The following is a 21306-nucleotide window of genomic DNA, read 5'->3' as shown; positions in this document are numbered from 1 at the left end:
AGCATACACAAGCAAATGCCCGGACCAAACTGCCCCAGATCATAAATAGACCAAAGTATCGACTGCTGGCCCCGTGTAAAAGCAGCCAAGCGAGCCCCGCCAACACCTGCAGCCAGTGACCGACCGGTCGTCCTGCACCTATCTTTCATCGGCTAAAACAATGCAGGGTTTGCCCGGTGTGACGCCGCCCCCTAGAATGCCCCGATGCGCGATGATCTCTCCCTTCTGCTGAACTCCCTCAACGATGCCCAACGCCAGGCCGTAGCTGCCTCCGTGGGTCGTCAGTTGGTCCTGGCCGGTGCTGGTTCCGGTAAAACCCGAGTGCTGGTGCACCGTATCGCCTGGTTGATCCAGGTCGAAAACGCCTCGCCCCACTCCATCCTGTCGGTGACCTTCACCAATAAGGCCGCTGCCGAGATGCGCCATCGCATCGAGCAGTTGATGGGTATCAACCCGGCCGGTATGTGGGTCGGCACCTTCCACGGCCTGGCGCACCGCTTGTTGCGGGCGCACTGGCAGGAAGCCGGCCTGAGCCAGACTTTCCAGATTCTCGACAGCGACGACCAGCAACGGCTGGTCAAGCGGGTGATCCGCGAGCTGGGCCTGGACGAACAACGCTGGCCGGCCCGTCAGGCCCAATGGTTCATCAACGGGCAGAAAGACGAAGGTCTGCGTCCGCAACACATTCAAGCCAGCGGCGACCTGTTCCTGGCAACCATGCGCAGCATTTATGAAGCCTATGAGGCTGCGTGCCTGCGCGCTGGCGTGATCGACTTCTCCGAATTGCTGCTGCGCGCCCTCGATCTGTGGCGCGATCATCCGGGCCTGCTGGCGCACTATCAGAAGCGCTTCCGGCACATTCTGGTGGACGAGTTCCAGGACACCAACGCCGTGCAGTACGCCTGGTTGCGTCTGCTGGCCAAGGGCGGCGACAGCCTGATGGTGGTCGGCGACGACGATCAGTCGATCTACGGCTGGCGCGGCGCGAAAATCGAGAACATCTATCAGTATTCCGACGATTTCCCGGATGCCGAGACCATTCGTCTGGAGCAGAACTACCGCTCCACCGCCGGCATCCTTAAAGCGGCCAACGCCCTGATCGCCAATAACACTGGGCGCATGGGCAAAGAACTGTGGACCGACGGCGGCGAAGGCGAAGCAATCAACCTGTACGCCGCGTTCAACGAACACGATGAAGCACGCTACGTGGTGGAAACCATCGAAAGCGCGCTGAAAACCGGCTTGGCCCGCAGCGATATCGCGATTTTGTACCGCTCCAACGCCCAATCACGCGTTTTGGAAGAAGCCTTGCTGCGTGAGCGCATTCCGTACCGAATCTACGGCGGTCAGCGCTTCTTCGAACGGGCAGAAATCAAAAACGCCATGGCCTACCTGCGTTTGCTGGAAGGTCGTGGCAACGATGCAGCGCTGGAACGGGTGATCAACGTTCCGGCCCGCGGTATCGGCGAGAAAACCGTTGAAGCGATCCGCGACCATGCCCGTCACAGCGATGTGTCGATGTGGGAAGCCATGAGCTTGCTGGTGGCTAACAAAGGCCTGACCGGCCGTGCCGCTGGCGCGCTGGGCGCATTTATTGAGCTGATCGAGAACCTCGCCGCCAAGTGCATGGAAATGCCGCTGCATCTGATGACGCAGACCGTCATCGAGCAGTCCGGGCTGATCGCCTACCACGAAGCGGAAAAAGGCGAGAAAGGCCAGGCCCGGGTAGAAAACCTTGAGGAGCTGGTCAGCGCCGCGCGCAACTTCGAAAACGCTGAAGAAGACGAAGACCTGACGCCATTGGCGGCGTTCCTCGGTCACGCGTCGCTGGAGGCCGGAGATACTCAGGCCGACGAGCACGAAGACAGCATTCAGTTGATGACTTTGCACAGCGCCAAAGGTCTGGAATTCCCTTACGTGTTCCTGGTGGGCATGGAAGAAGGCCTGTTCCCGCACAAGATGAGCCTTGAAGAACCGGGTCGTCTTGAAGAGGAGCGCCGTTTGGCCTACGTCGGTATCACCCGGGCCATGCAGAACCTGGTGATGACCTATGCTGAGACCCGACGCCTGTACGGCAGCGAGACTTACAACAAGGTGTCGCGTTTCGTACGTGAAGTGCCGAAAGGCCTGATCCAGGAAGTGCGGCTGTCCAACAGCGTCAGCCGTCCGTTCGGCGGTGGCCAGCAGCAGAGCTCCAGCAGCCTGTTTGGCGGTAGCGAGATCCCGGATACCGGGTTCAGCCTCGGCCAGGCCGTACGGCATTCGGTGTTTGGCGACGGCGTGATCCTGAACTTCGAAGGTGCCGGGGCTCAGGCCCGGGTGCAGGTGAACTTCAGCGAAGGCAGCAAGTGGCTGATGCTGGGTTATGCGAAGCTGGAAGCCATTTAGTACGGCCTGATCGTTCCCAGGCTCTGCATGGGAACGACCTACACAGAGGAATATGCATGGGCTCAGGCTTCTTTTCTTCCTGGACATTCTGGGCCCTGATGTCGGCAGCCTTTGCCGCCATGACCGCCATTTTCGCGAAAATCGGTATCGAAAACGTCAACTCCGACTTCGCCACCCTACTGCGTACCCTGGTGGTTTTGGTCAGCCTGGCCTTGATTTTGTACGCCACGGGCCAATATCAGTCATTAGGATCGATCTCTGCCAGGAGCTACCTGTTCCTGCTGCTGTCGGGACTGGCCACCGGTGCCTCGTGGATCTGCTACTTCCGCGCACTGAAACTGGGGCCGGCCTCACTGGTCGCTCCGGTGGACAAGCTCAGCGTGGTACTGGTGGCGGTGCTCGGCGTGATCCTGCTGGGCGAAAAACTCGACCTGCGCCAATGGGGTGGAATCGGCCTGATTACAGCCGGTGTGGCCATGCTGGCGCTGCGCCGCTAGGCCCCTTCCTACAGAACTTATCCACCTATCCTACGGACCAAAGTTAACAGGCCTTATTGCGCTGACTGAAGCTGAACGCAACCTGTCAGGCAAAAGCCCGAAACACTCTGCCGCTAGCCAGTAACACTTCAGCTGTGCAACATGGCGCGCGTGCCATCCACAAATGGGAATTCCCTTTATGAAACGTTTTCTTAGCATCGCCATGGCGTTGTGCATCGGCCTGACGATGAGCCTCGACGCCAACGCCAAGCGCTTTGGTGGCGGTAAGAGCTCCGGCGCTGCGCCGACTCACCAGACCAGCCAAATGGCTCCTTCTTCTCCTGGCGTAGGCGGTGCTGCTGCCACTGCCGGTGCGGCCGGTGCCGCGGGCGCTGCTGCCAAGGCCGGTGGTGCTTCGCGCTGGCTCGGCCCTCTGGCCGGTATCGCTGCCGGTGGCCTGTTGGCCTCCATGTTCATGGGCGGCGGCTTCCAGGGCATGCAGATCTTCGACATCCTGATCATGGCGGTCATCGCCTTTCTGATTTTCCGTTTCATCGCCGCTCGTCGTCGCAAGCAGCAGGAGCACATGGCTCCAGCTGGCGCACCGATACAGCGTGAAGTGTTCGAACAGAAGCCTGCTGGCGGTTCGATCTTCGGCGGTTCGGCAGCACCGGTTGCCGCTCGTCCGGTGATCAACGCTCCGGCCTGGTTCAATGAAAAGAACTTCATTGAAGCAGCCCGCAACCACTTCCAGTCCCTGCAGCAACACTGGGACGCCAACGAAATGGACAAGATCGCCGAGTTCGTGACCCCGCAACTGCTGGAGTTCCTCAAGCGCGAACGTGCCGATCTGGGCGACGGTTTCCAGTCCACCTACATTGATAACCTCAATGTTCAACTGGACGGCGTGGATGATCGTGCCGACAAGACCATCGCCACCCTGACCTTCACCGGTGTGTCGAAGACCTCTCGTTTCGACCAGGGCGAAGTGTTCAGCGAAAGCTGGAACATGGAACGTCCGCAGGGCGAAAACCAGCCTTGGCTAGTCGCCGGTATCCGCCAGAACGGCTGATCCCTCCCGCGTTAAGCATGCTGTAATGAAAACCCCAGCCCTGGCTGGGGTTTTCTATTTCGCAGTTGCATCTATAGCGAGCTACTGTATAAACCGCCCCAACTAAACCGCGCCATCAAGCAAGAGGATCCCGGACGTGGAAGAAATCATCGAACAACTGCGTGAAGCCAACGAACCGGTACCGGTCCCCTTGGAGTTGCCCGACGAAGATCAGCTGGTGGAAATCGAAGAACAGCTGTTCATCGACATTCCGTTTGTCTTCAGAGAGTTTTTGCTGACCGTCAGCGACGTCGTCTACGGCAGCCTGGAGCCGGTGACCGTTACCGACCCACAATCCCACACCTATCTGCCGGACGTTGCCGCCAACGCCTGGGATGCGGGTATTGATCGCAGCATGATTCCGATCTGCCAGGACGGTGACAACTACTACCTGGTCGAAGAAGACGGCACCGTGGTGCTGTGGTTGGCCGAAGAAGAGCTGATCGCCGAAGAAACCTGGGAATCGGTGTGGCACTGGGCGCGGGATGTCTGGCTGGAAAGCTGAGACGTCTAACGCGCCACAGGGTTAATGCCAGGACGAATCCTTGTGGTTGTCCAGTGTTTCGAGCAACGCCACCTGCATCCGCGTGTGCACACGGATGAACCAGCGCCAGAGCAGCGCCGCTATAGCGGCCGCGACGATGACGATCAGCACCAGCAACTTGTTGGTCGGCAGAATACTGGCCGACAAGGCTGCCAGCAGTAGAAAAATCACCAGCAGCGAGAGGATCGGGATCACTTCGGCGATCACCCGACGCACTCGCTGCGTGTGGCGGCCAGCCATCTCCGGCTTCACGCCCATCTCCACCAACAGCATCGAGAGCGCCTTGAGCTTGCGATAGGCGGCGATCAGGAACGGCAGCGACAACAGCAACGCCCCGCCCCAAATCAACGCTTTCTGCCAACTCGGGTCGCTGATCCAGTCTTGCAGGTAAGCGGACATGCGCTCGGCGAAAAAAGCACCCGAGAAGAAGATCGCAATCACCAGCGCCAGATTGACCCCCACCTGCAACAGAATCCGCCGAATCATCGACGCCAGCAACGCGCCCTCGCCCTGAGGCTGGATGCTGCGTAGCCATTCGCCGTACATCCCCAATACCCTGCCCAGTCGCTTCGGCATCACCGCGGCAAGCTTGACCGACAGCGGATCAGCCGCGCGGATCAGGTAGGGCGTCAGCAACGTGGTGATCACCGAGACGGCAACGGCGACCGGGTAAAGGAAGTTGCTGGTGACCTGCAACGTCATGCCCAGCGCCGCGATGATGAAAGAAAATTCGCCAATCTGCGAAAGCCCCATCCCGACTCGAAGTGAGGTGCGTCCATCATTACCAGCGATAAAGGCGCCAAGGCCGCAGGAGAACATTTTGCCCAGCACCACGGCCACGGTGATCACCGCAATCGGCCACGCATATTGCAGCAGAATCATCGGATCGAGCATCAGCCCAATGGCGACAAAGAAGATCGCACTGAACAGGTCGCGAACCGGTTCGATCAAGCGCTCGATTTTCAGCAACTGCCGGGATTCAGCCATGATCGCGCCAATCAGGAAGGCACCGAGCACCATGCTGTACTCAAGTTTGACCACCAGCAGACAGAAGCCGAAACACAGGCCTAACACCGTGATCAGCAGCATCTCATTGCTTTCGAACTTCGCCACGTAAGCCAGCAATCGTGGCACCAGCAGGATGCCGATGACCAGTGCGACGATCATGAACAGCGAGAGCTTGCCGACCGTTGAAAACACTTCGCCGGAACTAACCGTGCCGCTGACCGCGATGCTCGACAGCAAGGCGATGATGCCGATACCAAGAATATCCTCGACGATCAGCACGCTGAAAATCAGCTGGGCAAAGCGCTCGTTCTTCATTTTCAGATCGTTGAGCGCCTTGACGATGATGGTGGTCGAGGAAATCGCCAGGATCGCGCCGAGGAACAGCGAGTCCATGGTGTTCCAGTCGAACCAGCGACCGATCTCGTAGCCGATCCAGATCATCAGCACGATTTCCAGGAACGCCGCGATGAACGCGGTGGCGCCAACTTTGAACAGCTTGCGCAGGCTGAACTCCAGGCCCAGGCAGAACATCAGGAAAATCACCCCGAGTTCGGCGAGGGTTTTGATGGTTTCTTCATCGTGGATCAGACTGAACGGCGGGGTGTGCGGGCCGATGATGAATCCGGCGACGATGTAGCCGAGTACCACCGGTTGTTTGAAGCGATGAAACAGCACGGTCACCACACCCGCGATCAACATGATCACTGCCAGGTCCTGAATAAAACTGATGGCGTGCATGGTGTGGGCTCCTTGGGTGACATTGCTCAAACGACAGACGTGGGAAAGGTCTGTTCGAGCAAGGTAAAAAATCCACTTCCCGCGTGAGAATTGCCCTTGAGAAGGGGCTTTTGAAGGGTAACACCGCGACTTCCGGCAGAAAGGCGGTGCAATATATGGAAACAGATCGATCCAGGCGTGACGGCAGCCACCCGCCCGGCGTCCCGATAACTGTTGGTTTGAAAAAGCTGACGAGGCACCCGCAGAGGTGCCGCCCTCCCGAAATTCTGCCTTGAACCGTGAGAACGCTATGGAACCCGGAAACGCACAACTGTCGATGACGGTATTGATGACCCCCGACATGGCCAACTTCTCTGGCAATGTCCACGGCGGTACCTTGCTCAAATACCTCGACGAAGTGGCCTACGCGTGCGCCAGCCGTTATGCCGGCCGCTACGTGGTGACCCTGTCGGTGGACCAGGTGATTTTCCGCGAGCCGATTCATGTCGGTGAACTGGTGACCTTTCTGGCCTCGGTCAATTACACCGGCAACACCTCCATGGAGGTGGGCATCAAGGTGGTGACCGAAAACATCCGCGAGCGCTCGGTGCGCCACACCAACAGCTGCTTCTTCACCATGGTCGCAGTGGATGACGACCGCAAACCGGCTGCTGTCCCGCCACTGCAACCGCAGAACAGCGAAGACAAGCGCCGCTTCATGCAGGCCCAGCAACGCCGGCAGATTCGTCAGGAGCTGGAAAAGCGCTATCAGGACATCAAGGACGACGCCTGATATCGACAAAGTCGCAGCCAGCGCAAAGGCTGCGATTTTTTTCCGCGCATGTTGTTACAAACTGATCGCCGTCGCCTCGAACCGCACCCGTGGATGGGCAATCCGGTCCTGAGCCCGCACCAGTTCCAGCTCATAGCTGGAGCAAGCCTGGGTTTCCAACAGCACTTCATGCACTGCCGACGCAGCGAATTCGAAAGCCGCCACCAGGCTATCGCCCAACAGTACGCGCGCCAGAAACAGTCCGGAGGTCAGGTCGCCGACGCCCACCGGCTGACGCGGGAACGCCAGCAGCGGACGGCGCAAATGCCAGCTGTCTTCGGCCGTCACCAGCAACATCTCGAAAACATCCCCCGGTTTACCGGGATAGTCCAGATGCTTGACCAGCACAGCCTTCGGACCACGCTCCAGCAACGCTCGCGCCATGGCCAGGCAATCGAACAACGATTGCGGCTTGCGCCCCGAAAAGCTGTCCAGCTCCAGCTGGTTCGGGCACATGAAGTCCGCCACGGCAGCCGCCTCCTCCAGCAGAAAATCGCTGACTTCCGCGGGCACGCTGCAACCCTTCTCCGGATGGCCCATCACCGGGTCACACAGATACAGTGCCTTGGGATTCATCGACTTGATCCGCGCCACCCCCGTCAGGATCGCCCGACCCTGGGCAGCACTGCCGAGATAGCCAGACAGTACGGCGTCGCAGTTGCCCAGTTCGCCAATTGCAGCGATGCCTTCGACCAGGTCGGGAATCTGATGCGGCGCCAGCACTTCACCGGCCCACTGGCCATACTGAGTGTGGTTGGAGAACTGCACCGTATTGAGCGGCCAGACATTCACCCCGACCCGCTGCATCGGGAAAACCGCGGCGCTGTTGCCAGCGTGGCCGAACACCACGTGGGACTGGATGGCGAGCAGATGGGGCGTACGTTTCATGCGGTGGGTTTTCCGTCAAACGATTGAAATTCAAGCCGCGCAGTATGCGACTAAACGCAGCCTGTACGACAGACCGGCGACGCAGTTAAGCTGACACTATCTTGTTGGAGCAACGTGTTGATGCTGACCCTTGGAAATATCTTCGTCCTGATGCTGCTTGCCACCGGTGGCGCGTGGTTATGGCACAACCATGGCTTGCGCGAGCGCGCGCTGGAGCGGGTCAAGCTGCATTGCGCAAAGCTCGGAATCGAGCTGCTGGACGGCAACGTGGCCTTGAAGAAGATTGCGTTCATTAAAGACGCCAATGGCCGGCGGCGCCTCGCCCGTGTGTATAACTTCGAATTCACCGTGACCGGTGAAAGCCGTCACAACGGCACCATCACCCAGTTCGGCGCCCACAGTGCGCAGATTGAGCTGGCGCCCTACCCGATGCCGTTCGACGACACGCCTGCGGTGACCGATGTAGTGAAACCGCGCGCTGAGGTGATCGAGATGAGCCAGTGGCGGCAAGAACACACTAAATGGCGTCCTTGATTCAAGTCGGACTCGACCGGCAGCCGGCTAGATCTCTTTGCAATGAATCAACATCCTGCGGCTCACTGAAAATCAGCTCGATGCGCGAATCACGCCGCCATTCGCTGGGCTGCCAGTCCAGCACCGAGTTTTCCAGGGCATTCGCCGAAACCCAACCGTCGACGCTGTGGATAACCAGTTTCGCCCGCTGCCAGGCAAGGCTTTCAAGCCAACGGCCAACGAGCGTCGCATCGAAAGTCTGACTCGGATGCCAGCGCCACCCAACACTCCAGCCGCCCTCCTGCTCCTGGCTCAAGCAAATTGGCAGCGCAGGATCGATCCAGATGGCTGGCAGCTGTGCCAATCCTATGGGCGCAACGAAGTTATCCACACCCGCTACAGCCTGAGCCTCAAGCCCTGGTAACTCACTCAATGGCAACGCGGCTTGCTGCGTCCAATACAACGGACGCGCCGGCAACTGTGCGGCGATTCGTTGGCGATCAGCGTCGTCGATATTTTCGGCTTTATTCATCAGCAACAACCCGGCGCTGTTCAGCGCTTCCTGTTGCGCCACCGGCAGCGACTTGCCGGCAGCAAGTGCCTGGGCGTCCAGCACCAGCACGCAGGGTTGAACAGCCAACACGCCTTGCCACGGCGCCTCACTCAACTGCCTGAGCAATTGCGCCGGATGCCCCAACCCGGAGGGTTCGATAAACAGCCGATCCGGCCGCGCCTTGCGCAGCAAACGCCCGAGGCCGATCTGAAACGGCGCACCATTCACGCAACACAAACAGCCCCCGGCCACTTCACCCAGTGCGATACCATCGGCGTCCCGGGTCAGCAACGCAGCGTCGAGGCCGATCTGGCCGAACTCGTTGATCAGCACCGCCCAACGCTCATTTGCCGGCCGCTGCGCCAGCAGGTGCTTGATCAGACTGGTCTTGCCGGCACCCAAAGGGCCAGCAATGACGTGAGTGGGAATGTTCTGCAACATGGTCGAAAGTTTCTGAGGAGGTAAGGATGCGGTTGATGGGATTGTCGTTGGTCCTGTTGCTCATGTCAGGCGAAGTGCTGGCCCAGGCTTGCTTGGTTCAAAGCAAGTCAGAGCGAGTCACCGTAAAAGTCTGCGAGCAGAACCGCAACATGCCGGAGAAACTGTTCGCCGAAGGTTTCTGTCAGCCCAACCTGCCTGGACAGACGGTCGACGTGCAATACGTCGACCAATGCCCTGCCGGCGCGTTCGGTGTGTGCAGCAATGCCAACGTCTCCAATATGCCTTACCGGCTGGATATTCACTATTACGGTACAGCTACCGATGCAGCGTTTTTACAGCCGTTCTGCGAAAGCAAAAGCCAAGGAACCTGGCTTAAACCCTGAAACATCAGCCCAGCCAGTCGAGAGTCAGAATCAAGCGACGCTCACCGGGCTCCGGTTGCGGTGAGCGGTGGATCAGGCCGAAGCCTTCGTTGCCGTGCCATTTCTCACCCTTGAGTAGCGCCACGTCGCCGCTGGCGATTTGCTGGATCATCGAGTCGACCTTGGGCTCGGCTTCGGGTTTTCCCAATTGCCGGCGATCCATCGCCCCTTCCTTCAGCCACTGGCTGCCAACGCCGGCGTACGTGGTGATCAACCGCACCGGCACGTGGTCGACATGGAAACGCGGGCACATGGCCTTGTCCAGGACCCGCAAGCGCAGACCGACTCGCTTGGCGCCCAGCAAACAGGTGAACGCACTGACCAACCAGGAGACGTCGGCGATGAAACCTTCGTAGCCTTCGAGATCGCTGAAACCTGAGGCTAATCCGTGAAGATTGGGTTCGGTGTCATCGCTGGGCAGTTCCAGGACCAGCGACTCGGCCAACGGCTCGTTGAGGGACAGCAGCAAACTCCCGAAATCAGCGATGTGCGCCGGCTGTTTGCGCCGCCAAACGGCGAGGTTTACGCCATCGTCCAGTATTCGGGTCAGTGCTTGCGGCGTCTCACCTTGAACCTGATAAATGATCGGCCGCAGTTTCAGACTGGGTGCCAACATCAGGCTGCCGCCTCTTCATCCCACGGGCCAAATGGATCTGGCAGCAATCGCCAGCCCTCAACGCCTAACGCCATTTCATCGTCGGTCAGCAGGCAACTGTCGAGTTCGTTGGTGAGTTGCGCAAAGTCGATGTTCTGGCCGATGAACACCAGTTCCTGGCGGCAATCGCCAGTGGTTGCGGTCCAGTTTTCCATGATCCCGGCGGTACTTTCTTCGTCCTGCGGCCACTGGGTTTTCGGCACGAAACGCCACCATCGCCCGGCGAAACCATGGCGCATCAATCCGCCTGCCTGGGACCAGCTACCGGCGTCCATGTGCTTGCTGGCCAGCCAGAAGAAGCCCTTGGAGCGCAGCAGTTTGCCATTCACCCACGGGCGGTCGATGAAGCTGAAAAAGCGCTGCGGATGAAACGGTCGGCGTGCTCGGTAAGCTGTCGAGGCGATGCCGTATTCCTCGGTTTCGGGCACGTGTTCGCCACGCAATTCCTGTAGCCAGCCCGGCGCCTGAGCGGCCTTCTCGAAGTCGAAACGACCGGTATTCAAGATCTTCGCCAAGGGAATTTCGCCCATGACCATCGGGATGATTTCCGCCTGGGCGTTAAGCCGTTCAAGGATCGCGATCAGCTCCTGGCGTTCGCTGCTGCTGATCAAGTCGATCTTGCTGATGAGAATCACGTCGGCGAATTCGATCTGCTCGATCAACAGGTCGGTGATCGAGCGTTCGTCCTCTTCACCCAAGGTTTCGCCACGGGAGGCGAGGCTTTCGGCGGCCTGATAGTCGAGCAGGAAATTCATCCCGTCGACCACGGTGACCATGGTGTCGAGCCGGGCGATGTCGGCCAAGCTCTGCCCTTCTTCATCGCGGAAGGTGAAGGTTTCCGCCACGGGTAGTGGCTCGGAAATGCCGGTGGATTCGATCAATAAATAATCAAAGCGACCCTCCTTGGCGAGTTTGCTCACCTCTTCCAGCAAGTCTTCGCGCAAGGTGCAGCAGATGCAGCCATTGCTCATCTCCACCAGTTTTTCTTCCGCGCGGTTCAGGGTGACATCGCGCTGAACTTCGCTGCCATCGATGTTGATCTCACTCATATCGTTGACGATCACCGCAACCCGCAGGTTGTCGCGATTACGTAGTACGTAATTAAGCAGCGTACTTTTTCCGGCGCCGAGAAAGCCCGACAGGACGGTCACGGGGAGACGATGGGGCATCAGGTATTCCTCACAGAGATGCCCGGTCGCAGTGTCGGGCTTAAACTTATGTTATAGTATAACAACGTAATCAAGCCACACTCCTCTTGCCCCTGATGACAAAGGGCACGATGCTCAAGCCCGTTCGGTCCGTGAGAAATCCTATGCGTATAGTGCTGAAAATAACGCTGATGAGCGTTTCACTGCTGGTCGCTGTCGACGCTTGGGCGCAAATTCCGAGCCTCGCCAAATGCACCCGAAGCGCCAATCTGCTGGCCTGCGTGGATGGCGATGGCAACGCCTACAGCGTCAACACCGTCGGCAGTACGATCTATCTGCGGGGCTTCGAAGCGGCCGGAAAACGCCATTGGGCGCAGACCAACAGTCGCTACGGACAACTCACGTTCTTCACTGGGCTCGCTTCCGATGGCGAGACCTGGGTCGGCTACAACCGCCGCGTCGGCTGGACCACGATCAATCGGTTTTCCAGTTCCGGTGGCAGCAGTGGCAAGTTCACCTGTAGCCGAATTGCGGGATGTTAGGCCTGGGATTTCTTCTGCTCTTGCTGCCAAGCGATGTAACTGTTTACCGGCGGATTTTTCTGGAAATAGCGCTGTAACCCTTCGAACAAGCCATCGGCTGCGGCCTGCTGATGGTGCGCGTTGACCAATCGTTGACTGTCGCGAGCGTTGGAGATGAAGCCGGCTTCCACCTGGATCGACAGCACGTCCGGCGACTTCAGCACCGCAAATTCCGCTTGTTCCACACGCTTCTGATGCAGCGTGTTGATGCCCGCCAGACTGCCGAGCACCGTGCTGCCCAACTGCAAACTGGCGGCGATGGTCGCGTTCATCGACATGTCGAGAATTACCCCGGCTGGTAGCGCCCAGCAGGTCTGCGCCGTTCTCACGTTTCGCCATGAAACGCGCCGTCGCCGAGGTTGCTCCACCCTCGGACAGGCAGTAGACCGAAGCACGGTGCGGCATCGGCATGCACCGAGATGAACAAGTCGGTGTTGTGCTTGCGAGCGAGGAGGTAGCAGAAAACTGGCGAGCTGCATCGGGCCGCTGAGGTCGAGGACGATTCGCAACTTGTCATCCGAACGCCAGAGCCGCGCATTGCGAATCTGTGTGGCCGAGACGCAGAACGGTAAAGCGAAGGCCGCACTGGCCAGGATCAAGTTCAACAACTGACATCTGTACATGATGAAAGCCTGTTCATGAAAAAGGCATGGTTGATTTTAATGTAATAACATAACATATGAAATCTACTCCCACGATGGACCTGCTCATGAATGCGCTGACTCTGCCGGATATCGCCGCGCAGGCCTCACGCCAAGCCCTGCCACTCGATTGGGTGGGCATGTGCGGCATTGCTCTTCCTGTTTTGTTCGATGGCCAACGGCTGAGTGCGAAAGCCGACGCCGGCGTTAGCCTCGATGATGGAGAGGCACGCGGAATTCATATGTCGCGGCTGTACTTGGCGCTTGAAATGCTCGAGCAAGAAAACCTGACGCCAGCCTTGTTTCGGCGAGTTTTGCAAAGTTTCCTCAAGACTCATAAAGGACTGTCCAACAGCGCGTACTTAAAAATTCACACCGATTTACTGCTCAAAAGACCGGCGCTGGTCAGTCCATTGGCCGGCTGGAAAACCTATCCAGTGAGCATCGAAGCACGTTTGAAAAACGCGATGTTCCACGTGGAACTAAAAATCGACGTGCCTTATTCCTCGACCTGTCCGTGTTCGGCCGCACTTTCCCGGCAACTGATTCAACAGCAATTCGTCGATGACTTCGCCAACAAGCCGCTGCAACACGCCGACGTGTTGACTTGGCTCGGCTCCACAAAAGGCATCGTCGCAACGCCTCACAGCCAGCGGAGCACTGCGAGATTGCGGCTTCGAGTGGATGACTATCTGGATGACTTGCCCTTGATCGCGATCATCAACGACGCCGAAGCAGCCCTCGGCACCGCCGTACAAACCGCCGTAAAACGCGCCGACGAACAAGCCTTCGCGTTGGCCAACGGTCAGAACCTGATGTTCTGCGAAGACGCCGCCCGACGTTTAAACCTGGCCCTGAAACGCTCCCCCGGCATCAACGCCTTCCACATACGAGTCGTCCACGCGGAAAGCCTCCACGCCCACGATGCCGTCGCCGAAAGCCGCTGGAACTGGGAGGCCGCATGATCCGTTGCCAAGCCTTGCGTTGGGGCGCACCAGGCCAGCCACTGACTCCACCCGTGGATTTCGAACTGGCCAAAGGAAGTCTCACCGCCGTAATCGGTGCCAACGGTTCGGGTAAAAGCAGCCTGCTGAAAGTCATCGCTGGTTTGCAAAAACCGCTGACCGGCAAAGTCATCTTGGATGTTCCACGCAAGGGCAGCCTCTCGTTCCTTCCACAGCAACAACATCTGGATCGCCAATTCCCCATCAGCCTGCAAGAGTTAGTGGCCGCCGGTTTCTGGGGTAGCACGCAGTCTCCCGAGATACGCAGACAACGCCTCAAAGCCGTGCTGGAAAACTGGTGTCTGAGCGGACTGGAACAGCGCCCATTAATGGCTTTGTCCGGCGGCGAATTACAGCGTTCCCTGCTCGCCCGTTTGAGCCTCGCCGACGCACCTTTGCTATTGCTCGACGAACCCCACGCCGCCCTCGACGAGCTCGGCCAGGCACTGCTCTGGAAACACATCCACGCCTGGCATGCCGAAGGCCGAACCCAGCTGATCGTGTGCCATGACCTGGCCGCCGTTCGCCAACACATTCCTCAAACGTTGCTGATCAAAAGCACCGGCTGCGTCCTCGGGTCGAGCGTTGATCTGATCCATCAACAGCCGCAAGCGCGGGTGGCCTGATGCTCGCTGCCGCTCATCTTTGGCAACCGTTCCACGAGTTCGTGTTCATGCGCCGAGCGCTTCTTGGCGGGTTGGTTCTGGCATGCAGCACCGCACCATTGGGCGTGTTTCTGATCCTGCGCCGCATGAGTTTGATCGGCGACGCGGTGGCTCACGGCATTCTGCCGGGGGCCGCATTGGGCTTCTGGTTTGCCGGATTGAGTCTGCCGGCGCTGACCGTCGGCGGCCTCGGTGCCGGTCTCGGCATGGCCGGACTCGCCGCCTGGATCACCCGTCGCACCGGCCTGCGGGAAGACGCCAGCCTCGCTGCGATCTACCCGATCTCCCTTGCCTGCGGTGTGCTAATCCTCGGCATCGCCGGCAAACGCCTGGACCTGTTGCACCTGTTGTTTGGCTCGGCGCTGGCGGTCGATGGCCCGACGTTGACGGGCATGCTCTGGGTCTCCGGCTTCAGCCTGATCGCCATGGCGTTCATCTACAAACCGCTGTTGCTGGACACCCTGGACCCACTCTTTCTGCAAACCGTCAGCCGACTCGGCCCCCTGGCTCACGGCGTATTTCTAACCCTCGTGGTGCTAAATCTGGTGATCGGCTTTCAAGCCATCGGCGCGCTGATGGTGGTCGGTTTGATGATGTTGCCCGCCGCCGCGTCGCGCTTCTGGAGTCGTCGCTTGCCGACGTTAATGGCCATCGCCGCCCTGCTTGGCTGCCTCTCGGTGTGGCTCGGACTGTTGCTGTCGTTCTACTACTCGCTCCCCAGTGGCCCGGCGATCGTGCTGGTGGCTGGCGGTTTTTATCTGCTGTCCGTGGTGTTCGGGCCGGTGCACGGTTTGCTGCGCCGCCCGCCTTTGCTCACATCCCAATGAGGTGTTACCCGATGCGCGTTTTACTCGTGCTGTTCAGTTTGCTGCTGTCGATGTCGCTGTCTGCTGCGGAAAAACTTCAGGTAGTCACCAGTTTCAGCATCCTCGCCGACATGACCCATCAAGTCGGCGGCGACCATATCCAGATCACCAACATGGTCGGCGCGGATGCCGATGCTCACACGTACGAGCCGACACCGGACGACGCCAAGGCGTTGCTCAAGGCCAAACTCATCATCAAAAACGGTTTGGGTTTCGAGCCATGGCTGGACCGCCTGGTGACCAGCACCGAGACCAAGGCGCCAGTGATCAGCGCGAGCCATGGCGTCATCCCGCGCTCCCTGGATGAGGACGGCGAGACGATTCCCGACCCGCACGCTTGGCACAATCTGGCGAACGCTGAGCTGTATGTCAGCAACATAACCAAGGCACTGATCGCCGCCGACCCGACGAATAAAGCCGACTACGAACGCAACAGTCAGGTCTACCTGAAACAGATCTACGCGCTGCTCGCCGAAGCCAAGGTCAAACTCGGTTCGCTGCCACCGGGCAATCGCAAAATCGTGACGTCCCATGATGCCTTCGGTTACCTCGGTCAGGCTTATGGCATCGACTTCATGGCGCCTCAAGGCCTATCCACTGAGCGCGATCCGTCAGCCGCCGAAGTCGCTGCACTGATCACCCAGATACGCCAGGCCAAGGTCAAAGCGGTGTTCATGGAAAACATCAAGGATGCACGCCTGCTCAAGCAGATTGCCGATGAAAGCGGCGCGCACATCGGTGGCACGTTGTACTCCGATGCGTTGGCGGCGACCGGGCCGGCCAGCACCTTCGTCGGGTTATTCGAGTACAACCTCAACACCCTCTACGACGCGTTGAGCAAGCCATGATCCGCAAGAATCCTTCGGGTCATTTGCCACTGATTGCCGAGTCAGCGTACGTGGACAAAACCGCCATCATCTGCGGCAAAGTGGTGATCGGCGAGAACGTCTTCGTCGGTCCTTACGCGGTGATTCGAGCAGACGAAGTGGATGCCTCGGGCGAGATGGAGCCGATCACCATCGGCGCCAACTCGAACATCCAGGATGGCGTGGTGATCCACTCCAAGTCCGGCGCGGCAGTGACCATCGGTGAGTTCAGTTCCATCGCCCACCGCTCGATCGTTCATGGTCCGTGCAAGGTGGGCGACCGCGTGTTTATCGGGTTCAACAGCGTGCTGTTCAACTGCGCAGTCGGTGACGGTTGCGTGGTCCGGCACAACTCGGTGGTCGATGGTCGCGACTTGCCCGAAGACTTCTATGTGCCCTCCACCACCCGTATCGGCCCGAAGACCGATCTGTCGCAGTTCCCATCGGTGAGCGTCAGCGCCTCGGAGTTTTCCGAGGATGTGGCGCGCACCAACGTCGACCTGGTGCGCGGCTACAAAGCCCTGCAGAACGAGTTCTGACCATGAGTAGCGTGCTGATTCGCAATGTCCGATTGGTGAACGAAGGTCGTGAGTTTGACGGTGATTTGTTGGTGAGCAACGGGCGAATCGTGAAGATCGCCAGCAGCATCCAAGGTGAAAATGCCGGCGTGGAGATCGATGCACAAGGGCAATGGCACGACAAACGTCTTAATGACAACTGTCAGGGTTTACCACTACGGTTTATGCGCTAGCACTCGAGAGCACCGACATGATTCACATCACCCTGAGCGATGGTTCATTGCGTGAATACGACCAGCCACTGTCGGTGTACGAACTCGCCGCGAGTATCGGACCCGGACTGGCAAAAGCAGCAGTTGCAGGTCGCGTGGACGGCATCCTGGTGGACTGTGAGTTCATGATCGAGGCCGATGCCCGGGTCAGCATCGTCACGCCTCAGGAGCCCGATGGGCTGGAGATCCTGCGCCGCTCCTGTGCACTGATGCTGGCCATGGCCGTTAAACAACTCCATCCACAGGTGCAACTGCACACAGGCACGGCGCTGGGCGACGGGTTCTTTCATGAGTTTTCTTTCGAGCGATCCTTAACGCAGACGGACCTGCCGCTGATCGAGGCTCGCATGCAGGCTCTGGCGGCGACCAATCACTCGATTCGCCGTCAAGGAAAGACATCGCTGTACCGCCTGGGGAACTTCGAATCTTCGACCGCTGGCCCGCATGTTCCCGCGACCAGAGTTCTGCAAGCGTTCACCCTCGACCACATCAGCGGTACGTTGCCGCAACGGATTTACGGTACGTGTTGGCCCTGTCAACAGGAGCTCGATAACTGGCGGACGCCGCCACACGTCATGATCGTCAGCATGGACGAACGTCAGGCGGATTATGCGCAGTCGGTGACCGAGGCATTGCGTCGAAGTGGCCTGCACGCCCGTGCGGATCTGCGTCACGAGAAAGTCCACCAAAAAATTCGCGAGCACAGTCAACACGTGCCGTATCTGGTGGTGATCGGGGAGAAAGAAGTAGAAGGCAGGTTTGTCAGTGTGCGCAGCCGCACTGGGGAGGATTTCGGCAGGATGAGCGTTGAGACGGTGTGTGAGTGGTTGAATCAGGCCCGCGCCTACACGGTCATGTAGGGCGCGGGTCTGCTGGCGAGCCTTTAAGCTCTCGGCTTAACAGTCCCGCAATCCTGCCCCAACCATACGGCGCGGCTTTCGAGGCTGCCCTTCTGCTGAATGCCGGTGGCATTAAAGGTGCCGTTAACCTTGGTGGTGAACTCACGATCACTGAGGAAAGTGGCGACACCGGCACCCTGCGCTTTCGGACAGCTGAAGCGGAATTTCCACTGATTCCCGGTGCGGTCGGTGATTTCCTGCTTGCAGCCCGACTGTGGATCGGTCAGTGGAATATTGTCTGTCTTCACCTGTTCCGGCGTCAGGCAAGCCCGAATCCCCTTGCCGCCCATGGTGATGCCCTGCTTCTCCAGCTGCGCACGCTGTGCCGGGGTCATCTGGCCCTGTAATTGGCCCAGGATCAGCTGCAAATCCGGGAGATTCTGGTCATCGACCTTCATGTTGCTTGTGGTCATTTCCCACAAACCGGGCTGCAGCATCTGCGCCTGAGCGGCCACAGGAAGTGACAAACCAATAGCCATGGCCAAACCCAGAAGACGAACGTTCATCGAGTAACTCCTGATCAGTAGTGGCCGTTAGACGTCAGCCAGTGGCTTCGGTTCATGAGCCAATTAAATAGCGACATTCTGCACGGAACATGGTCTGTTAAGCATTGAATCTTCAGGAGCAAGGCTGCCCCATGGATTACTTTGGACCGCATATTTTCGGCTACATGATTGCACTGCTTCACACGCTGGGCCTGATCGCTGCCATCCACGCCGTGCTTACCGTCCGGACCGCCCAGGGATCGATCGCCTGGGCCCTGTCGTTGCTGTTTATTCCCTACCTCACGCTCATCCCCTATCTTGTCTTCGGCCGCAGCGCCTTCGATGGCTACATCAAGGCTCGGCGCCAGGCCAACGAAGAAATGCGCAAGGCTATCTCCGAGCTGAACTGGCGCCCTTGGGTAGAAGAGGCGCTGACCGCTCGCGCCTCAAATGCTTACGCGTCCTTGAGGGCCATGCCGAAACTGGGGCGCATGCCGTGCCTGGCGAACAACGAAGTGCGCTTGCTGATTAACGGCCAGGCCACCTTCAACGCCATTTTTGAAGCCATCAGCAACGCGAAGGAAGCGGTGCTGATTCAGTTTTTCATCATCCACGACGATCGCCTCGGTCAACGCCTGCAAACCTTGCTGCTGAAGAAAGCCGCCGAAGGCGTGGCGGTTTATTTATTGTACGACCGCATCGGCAGCCATTCCCTGCCTCACAGTTACGTGCAGCCGCTGCGCGATGCCGGTGTCGAGGTCAAAGCCTTTGCCACCCGTAGCGGCTGGCTCAACCGCTTCCAGGTCAACTTCCGCAACCACCGCAAGATTGTGGTGGTCGATGGCGTACTGGGTTTCGTCGGTGGGCACAACGTCGGCGACGAGTACATGGGCGAGAAACCACCTCTGGCGCCGTGGCGCGATACCCATGTGCAAGTACGCGGACCGGTGGTTGCCTGCATGCAGGAATCTTTCGCTGAAGACTGGTTTTGGGCCGCCCGCTCATTGCCGCCGCTGATCCTGCCGGACGTTTACCCGGACGACGGCGTGCTCTGCCAATTACTCGCCAGCGGCCCAGCAGATTCCTACGAAACCTGTTCGTTATTCTTCGTCGAAGCCATCCATGCGGCAACCGAGCGAGTGTGGATCACCAGCCCGTATTTCATCCCCGACGAAGCCGTGTTCGCGGCGTTAAGGCTGGCGGTTCTGCGAGGCGTGGATGTGCGGCTGCTGCTGCCCTCTCGACCGGACCACCGGATCGTCTACGCCGCCTCCAGCCTTTATGCCTTCGAAGCCGTGCGCGCCGGCGTGCGGGTGTTCCGCTACGAGCCGGGATTCCTGCATCAGAAAGTGGTGTTGATCGACAGCGAAATCAGCGCCATTGGCAGTGCCAATCTGGACAACCGCTCGTTTCGGCTGAATTTTGAAGTGATGTTGTTGACGGTCGACAGCGCGTTTGCCGCCGAAGTAGAACAGATGCTCAACGATGACTTCGCCCAGGCCCACGAGATCGCCAAAGAAGAAAGCCGGGAGACCCACCGCCTGCAACAGGTCGGCATGCGGGTCGCCCGGCTTATTTCACCGATACTTTAAGGGTTGTAGATATCGTCTCGCGTCCATGGAAGTTCATGGCTACCATCGGGGTGAGCTTTCACCGCGAGAATCTGGTGCAGATTGATCCAGCCCTTGGCGAACGCGTAGGCGCATCCCGCCAGGTACAGCCGCCAGATCCGTAAGGCCTGCTCCGGCACCAGCCTGGAAGCCGCCTCCAGATTGTCTTCCAGGCGTTCACTCCAGTGGTCCAGGGTACGTGCGTAGTGCAGGCGCAGACTTTCGACGTCGACAATTTCCAGCCCTGCTTCGCTGATCTCGGCAGAGATCATCGACAGGTGCGGCAGCTCGCCATTGGGAAACACATACTTCTCGATGAATTCGCCTGCACCGCGCCCCACCGGACGGCCGTCGATGCGCTTGGCGGTGATCCCGTGGTTCATCACCAGGCCGCCCTCTTTCACCGCACCGAACAACGTCTTGCAGTACTCGGCCAGATTGGCGTGGCCAACGTGTTCGAACATGCCGACACTGACCACTTTGTCGAAGCGACCGTCCTGAGGCAGGTCGCGGTAGTCGAGCAGTTGCAGTTCGACCAGATCGTCCAGGCCTTCGGCAGTCACCCGTTCACGGGCAAGTTCCAATTGCTCTTTACTGAGCGTGATCCCGAACACCTTCGCACCAAACTCCCGGGCGGCATACCGTGCCAGCCCGCCCCAACCGCAACCGACATCCAGCAGGTATTCGCCTGGTTGCAGCCGCAGTTTGCGGCACAGGTGGCGGAATTTGGCTTGTTGGGCTTGCTCCAGCGTTTCGCTGCCGGTCTCGAAATAGGCGCAGGAATACGCCATGTCACTGTCGAGCCACAGCTGATAAAACGCATTGGAAAGGTCGTAGTGGTAGGAAATCGCCTTGGCGTCGGCTTCTTTGTCGTGAGCGGTGCGCACTGGCTGGCTGTCTTGATCACCGAGCAACGCCTGGCTCCACTCATCGCAGACGCGGATCACGTCGCTGATGGAGCCTTCCAGCTCAAGTTTGCCTTCGACAAACGCCGCTCCGAGCGCGTCCAGGCTTGGGTGAGTGAACTGGGTGACCATTTGTGGGTCCTTGACCACAATTGTGACGCTGGGCGTCGGCCCCAGGTTGAATTCATGGCCGTCCCAGAGCCGCAGGCGTAGCGGTAACTGCAGATTCTGTAAGGCCGGAGGAAGATGCGCGAGCATGGATAGCCCCTCTTGTTTCAGACGCCTGATGTGAGGGTAG

Annotated in this window: 22 protein-coding genes and 2 pseudogenes; 16 read left to right on the top strand and 8 right to left on the bottom strand. The window is 59.0% G+C overall.

Annotated features, from left to right (window positions below; translation table 11 throughout):
* Nucleotides 1-204 precede the first annotated feature (204 nt).
* From uvrD to MO767_RS03545, 4 genes are all read left to right on the top strand, one after another.
* Nucleotides 205-2388 (top strand): DNA helicase II, encoded by a 2184-nt coding sequence (gene uvrD, locus MO767_RS03560; protein WP_282479433.1) that lies wholly within the window; start codon nucleotides 205-207, stop codon nucleotides 2386-2388.
* Nucleotides 2389-2444: 56 nt separating this feature from the next.
* Nucleotides 2445-2885: an EamA family transporter gene (locus MO767_RS03555; protein ID WP_282479432.1), complete on the top strand. Its 441-nt coding sequence runs from the start codon at nucleotides 2445-2447 to the stop codon at nucleotides 2883-2885.
* A gap of 178 nt (nucleotides 2886-3063) precedes the next feature.
* Nucleotides 3064-3936 carry a Tim44 domain-containing protein gene (locus MO767_RS03550; protein ID WP_282479431.1) on the top strand — a complete coding sequence of 291 codons (873 nt, stop codon included), beginning with the start codon at nucleotides 3064-3066 and terminating at the stop codon, nucleotides 3934-3936.
* 136 nt (nucleotides 3937-4072) lie between these two features.
* On the top strand, nucleotides 4073-4480 hold the full coding sequence (locus MO767_RS03545; RefSeq protein ID WP_150765327.1) for an SMI1/KNR4 family protein: 408 nt from the start codon (nucleotides 4073-4075) through the stop codon (nucleotides 4478-4480).
* Between the two features lie 21 nt (nucleotides 4481-4501).
* Here the strand turns inward: MO767_RS03545 and MO767_RS03540 are convergent, their stop codons facing one another.
* Nucleotides 4502-6265 carry a cation:proton antiporter gene (locus MO767_RS03540; protein WP_282479430.1) on the bottom strand — a complete coding sequence of 588 codons (1764 nt, stop codon included), beginning with the start codon at nucleotides 6263-6265 and terminating at the stop codon, nucleotides 4502-4504.
* A 289-nt stretch (nucleotides 6266-6554) separates the two neighbouring features.
* Between MO767_RS03540 and MO767_RS03535 the strand changes: the two genes are divergently transcribed.
* Nucleotides 6555-7037 (top strand): acyl-CoA thioesterase, encoded by a 483-nt coding sequence (locus MO767_RS03535; RefSeq protein WP_282479429.1) that lies wholly within the window; start codon nucleotides 6555-6557, stop codon nucleotides 7035-7037.
* A 54-nt stretch (nucleotides 7038-7091) separates the two neighbouring features.
* Here the strand turns inward: MO767_RS03535 and pdxY are convergent, their stop codons facing one another.
* Nucleotides 7092-7964, bottom strand: a complete 873-nt coding sequence (gene pdxY / locus MO767_RS03530) for a pyridoxal kinase PdxY (protein WP_282479428.1) — start codon at nucleotides 7962-7964, stop codon at nucleotides 7092-7094.
* Nucleotides 7965-8084: 120 nt separating this feature from the next.
* Between pdxY and MO767_RS03525 the strand changes: the two genes are divergently transcribed.
* A complete protein-coding gene (locus MO767_RS03525) occupies nucleotides 8085-8498 on the top strand; it encodes a DUF3301 domain-containing protein (protein WP_129439855.1) in 414 nt (137 codons plus the stop codon).
* A 1-nt stretch (nucleotide 8499) separates the two neighbouring features.
* Here MO767_RS03525 and MO767_RS03520 read toward each other — a convergent pair whose 3' ends face one another.
* Nucleotides 8500-9471 (bottom strand): CobW-like GTP-binding protein, encoded by a 972-nt coding sequence (locus tag MO767_RS03520; RefSeq protein WP_282479427.1) that lies wholly within the window; start codon nucleotides 9469-9471, stop codon nucleotides 8500-8502.
* A gap of 26 nt (nucleotides 9472-9497) precedes the next feature.
* Here MO767_RS03520 and MO767_RS03515 point away from each other — a divergent pair, with 26 nt between their 5' ends.
* A complete protein-coding gene (locus tag MO767_RS03515; protein ID WP_282479426.1) occupies nucleotides 9498-9854 on the top strand; it encodes an NADH:ubiquinone oxidoreductase in 357 nt (118 codons plus the stop codon).
* A 4-nt stretch (nucleotides 9855-9858) separates the two neighbouring features.
* On the opposite strand, the gene MO767_RS03510 is transcribed toward MO767_RS03515, so the two are convergent.
* Nucleotides 9859-10509 carry a DUF1826 domain-containing protein gene (locus MO767_RS03510; protein ID WP_282479425.1) on the bottom strand — a complete coding sequence of 217 codons (651 nt, stop codon included), beginning with the start codon at nucleotides 10507-10509 and terminating at the stop codon, nucleotides 9859-9861.
* Nucleotides 10509-11717, bottom strand: a complete 1209-nt coding sequence (zigA, locus tag MO767_RS03505; RefSeq protein WP_282479424.1) for a zinc metallochaperone GTPase ZigA — start codon at nucleotides 11715-11717, stop codon at nucleotides 10509-10511. The genes MO767_RS03510 and zigA overlap by 1 nt, the downstream gene beginning before the upstream one ends.
* A gap of 143 nt (nucleotides 11718-11860) precedes the next feature.
* Between zigA and MO767_RS03500 the strand changes: the two genes are divergently transcribed.
* On the top strand, nucleotides 11861-12238 hold the full coding sequence (locus MO767_RS03500; RefSeq protein WP_282479423.1) for a glutamine synthetase: 378 nt from the start codon (nucleotides 11861-11863) through the stop codon (nucleotides 12236-12238).
* Here the strand turns inward: MO767_RS03500 and MO767_RS03495 are convergent.
* Nucleotides 12235-12900 (bottom strand): annotated as a pseudogene (locus MO767_RS03495) (N-acetylmuramoyl-L-alanine amidase). The gene MO767_RS03500 and the pseudogene MO767_RS03495 sit on opposite strands and share 4 nt — an antisense overlap.
* A gap of 86 nt (nucleotides 12901-12986) precedes the next feature.
* Between MO767_RS03495 and folE2 the strand changes: the two are divergent.
* The 7 genes and pseudogenes from folE2 to MO767_RS03460 all read left to right on the top strand — a co-directional run bounded on the left by folE2 (nucleotide 12987) and on the right by MO767_RS03460 (nucleotide 17969).
* Complete coding sequence (folE2, locus tag MO767_RS03490; protein WP_282479422.1) at nucleotides 12987-13883, top strand: GTP cyclohydrolase FolE2; 897 nt, start codon at nucleotides 12987-12989, stop codon at nucleotides 13881-13883.
* Nucleotides 13880-14548 carry an ATP-binding cassette domain-containing protein gene (locus MO767_RS03485; RefSeq protein ID WP_149628547.1) on the top strand — a complete coding sequence of 223 codons (669 nt, stop codon included), beginning with the start codon at nucleotides 13880-13882 and terminating at the stop codon, nucleotides 14546-14548. Before folE2 ends, MO767_RS03485 begins: the two co-directional genes overlap by 4 nt.
* Nucleotides 14548-15414, top strand: a complete 867-nt coding sequence (locus MO767_RS03480) for a metal ABC transporter permease (RefSeq protein ID WP_129439839.1) — start codon at nucleotides 14548-14550, stop codon at nucleotides 15412-15414. The genes MO767_RS03485 and MO767_RS03480 overlap by 1 nt, the downstream gene beginning before the upstream one ends.
* Before the next feature lie 11 nt (nucleotides 15415-15425).
* A complete protein-coding gene (locus MO767_RS03475; RefSeq protein ID WP_282479421.1) occupies nucleotides 15426-16301 on the top strand; it encodes a metal ABC transporter substrate-binding protein in 876 nt (291 codons plus the stop codon).
* Nucleotides 16298-16858, top strand: a complete 561-nt coding sequence (locus tag MO767_RS03470) for a DapH/DapD/GlmU-related protein (protein ID WP_282479420.1) — start codon at nucleotides 16298-16300, stop codon at nucleotides 16856-16858. The genes MO767_RS03475 and MO767_RS03470 overlap by 4 nt, the downstream gene beginning before the upstream one ends.
* A gap of 2 nt (nucleotides 16859-16860) precedes the next feature.
* Nucleotides 16861-17013: pseudogene (locus MO767_RS03465) on the top strand (dihydroorotase); the annotation flags it as partial.
* Nucleotides 17014-17087: 74 nt separating this feature from the next.
* The gene (locus MO767_RS03460; protein WP_282479419.1) at nucleotides 17088-17969 is read left to right on the top strand and encodes a His/Gly/Thr/Pro-type tRNA ligase C-terminal domain-containing protein; all 882 of its coding nucleotides are present in this window, start codon (nucleotides 17088-17090) and stop codon (nucleotides 17967-17969) included.
* A 23-nt stretch (nucleotides 17970-17992) separates the two neighbouring features.
* Here the strand turns inward: MO767_RS03460 and MO767_RS03455 are convergent, their stop codons facing one another.
* Nucleotides 17993-18514 carry a DUF3617 domain-containing protein gene (locus tag MO767_RS03455; protein ID WP_282479418.1) on the bottom strand — a complete coding sequence of 174 codons (522 nt, stop codon included), beginning with the start codon at nucleotides 18512-18514 and terminating at the stop codon, nucleotides 17993-17995.
* A 131-nt stretch (nucleotides 18515-18645) separates the two neighbouring features.
* Between MO767_RS03455 and cls the strand changes: the two genes are divergently transcribed.
* Nucleotides 18646-20085, top strand: coding sequence for a cardiolipin synthase (gene cls / locus MO767_RS03450; RefSeq protein WP_282479417.1), 1440 nt, complete (start codon nucleotides 18646-18648; stop codon nucleotides 20083-20085).
* On the opposite strand, the gene cfaB is transcribed toward cls, so the two are convergent.
* Entirely contained in the window at nucleotides 20082-21266 is a 1185-nt protein-coding gene (gene cfaB / locus MO767_RS03445) for a C17 cyclopropane fatty acid synthase CfaB (protein WP_282479416.1), read from the bottom strand. The two genes, cls and cfaB, sit on opposite strands and share 4 nt — an antisense overlap.
* Between the last annotated feature and the right edge of the window lie 40 nt (nucleotides 21267-21306).

Origin of the sequence: Pseudomonas sp. UYIF39 (assembly GCF_029963765.1) — a bacterium.
GTDB lineage: Bacteria > Pseudomonadota > Gammaproteobacteria > Pseudomonadales > Pseudomonadaceae > Aquipseudomonas.
This window is presented reverse-complemented; position numbering and strand designations above follow the sequence as displayed.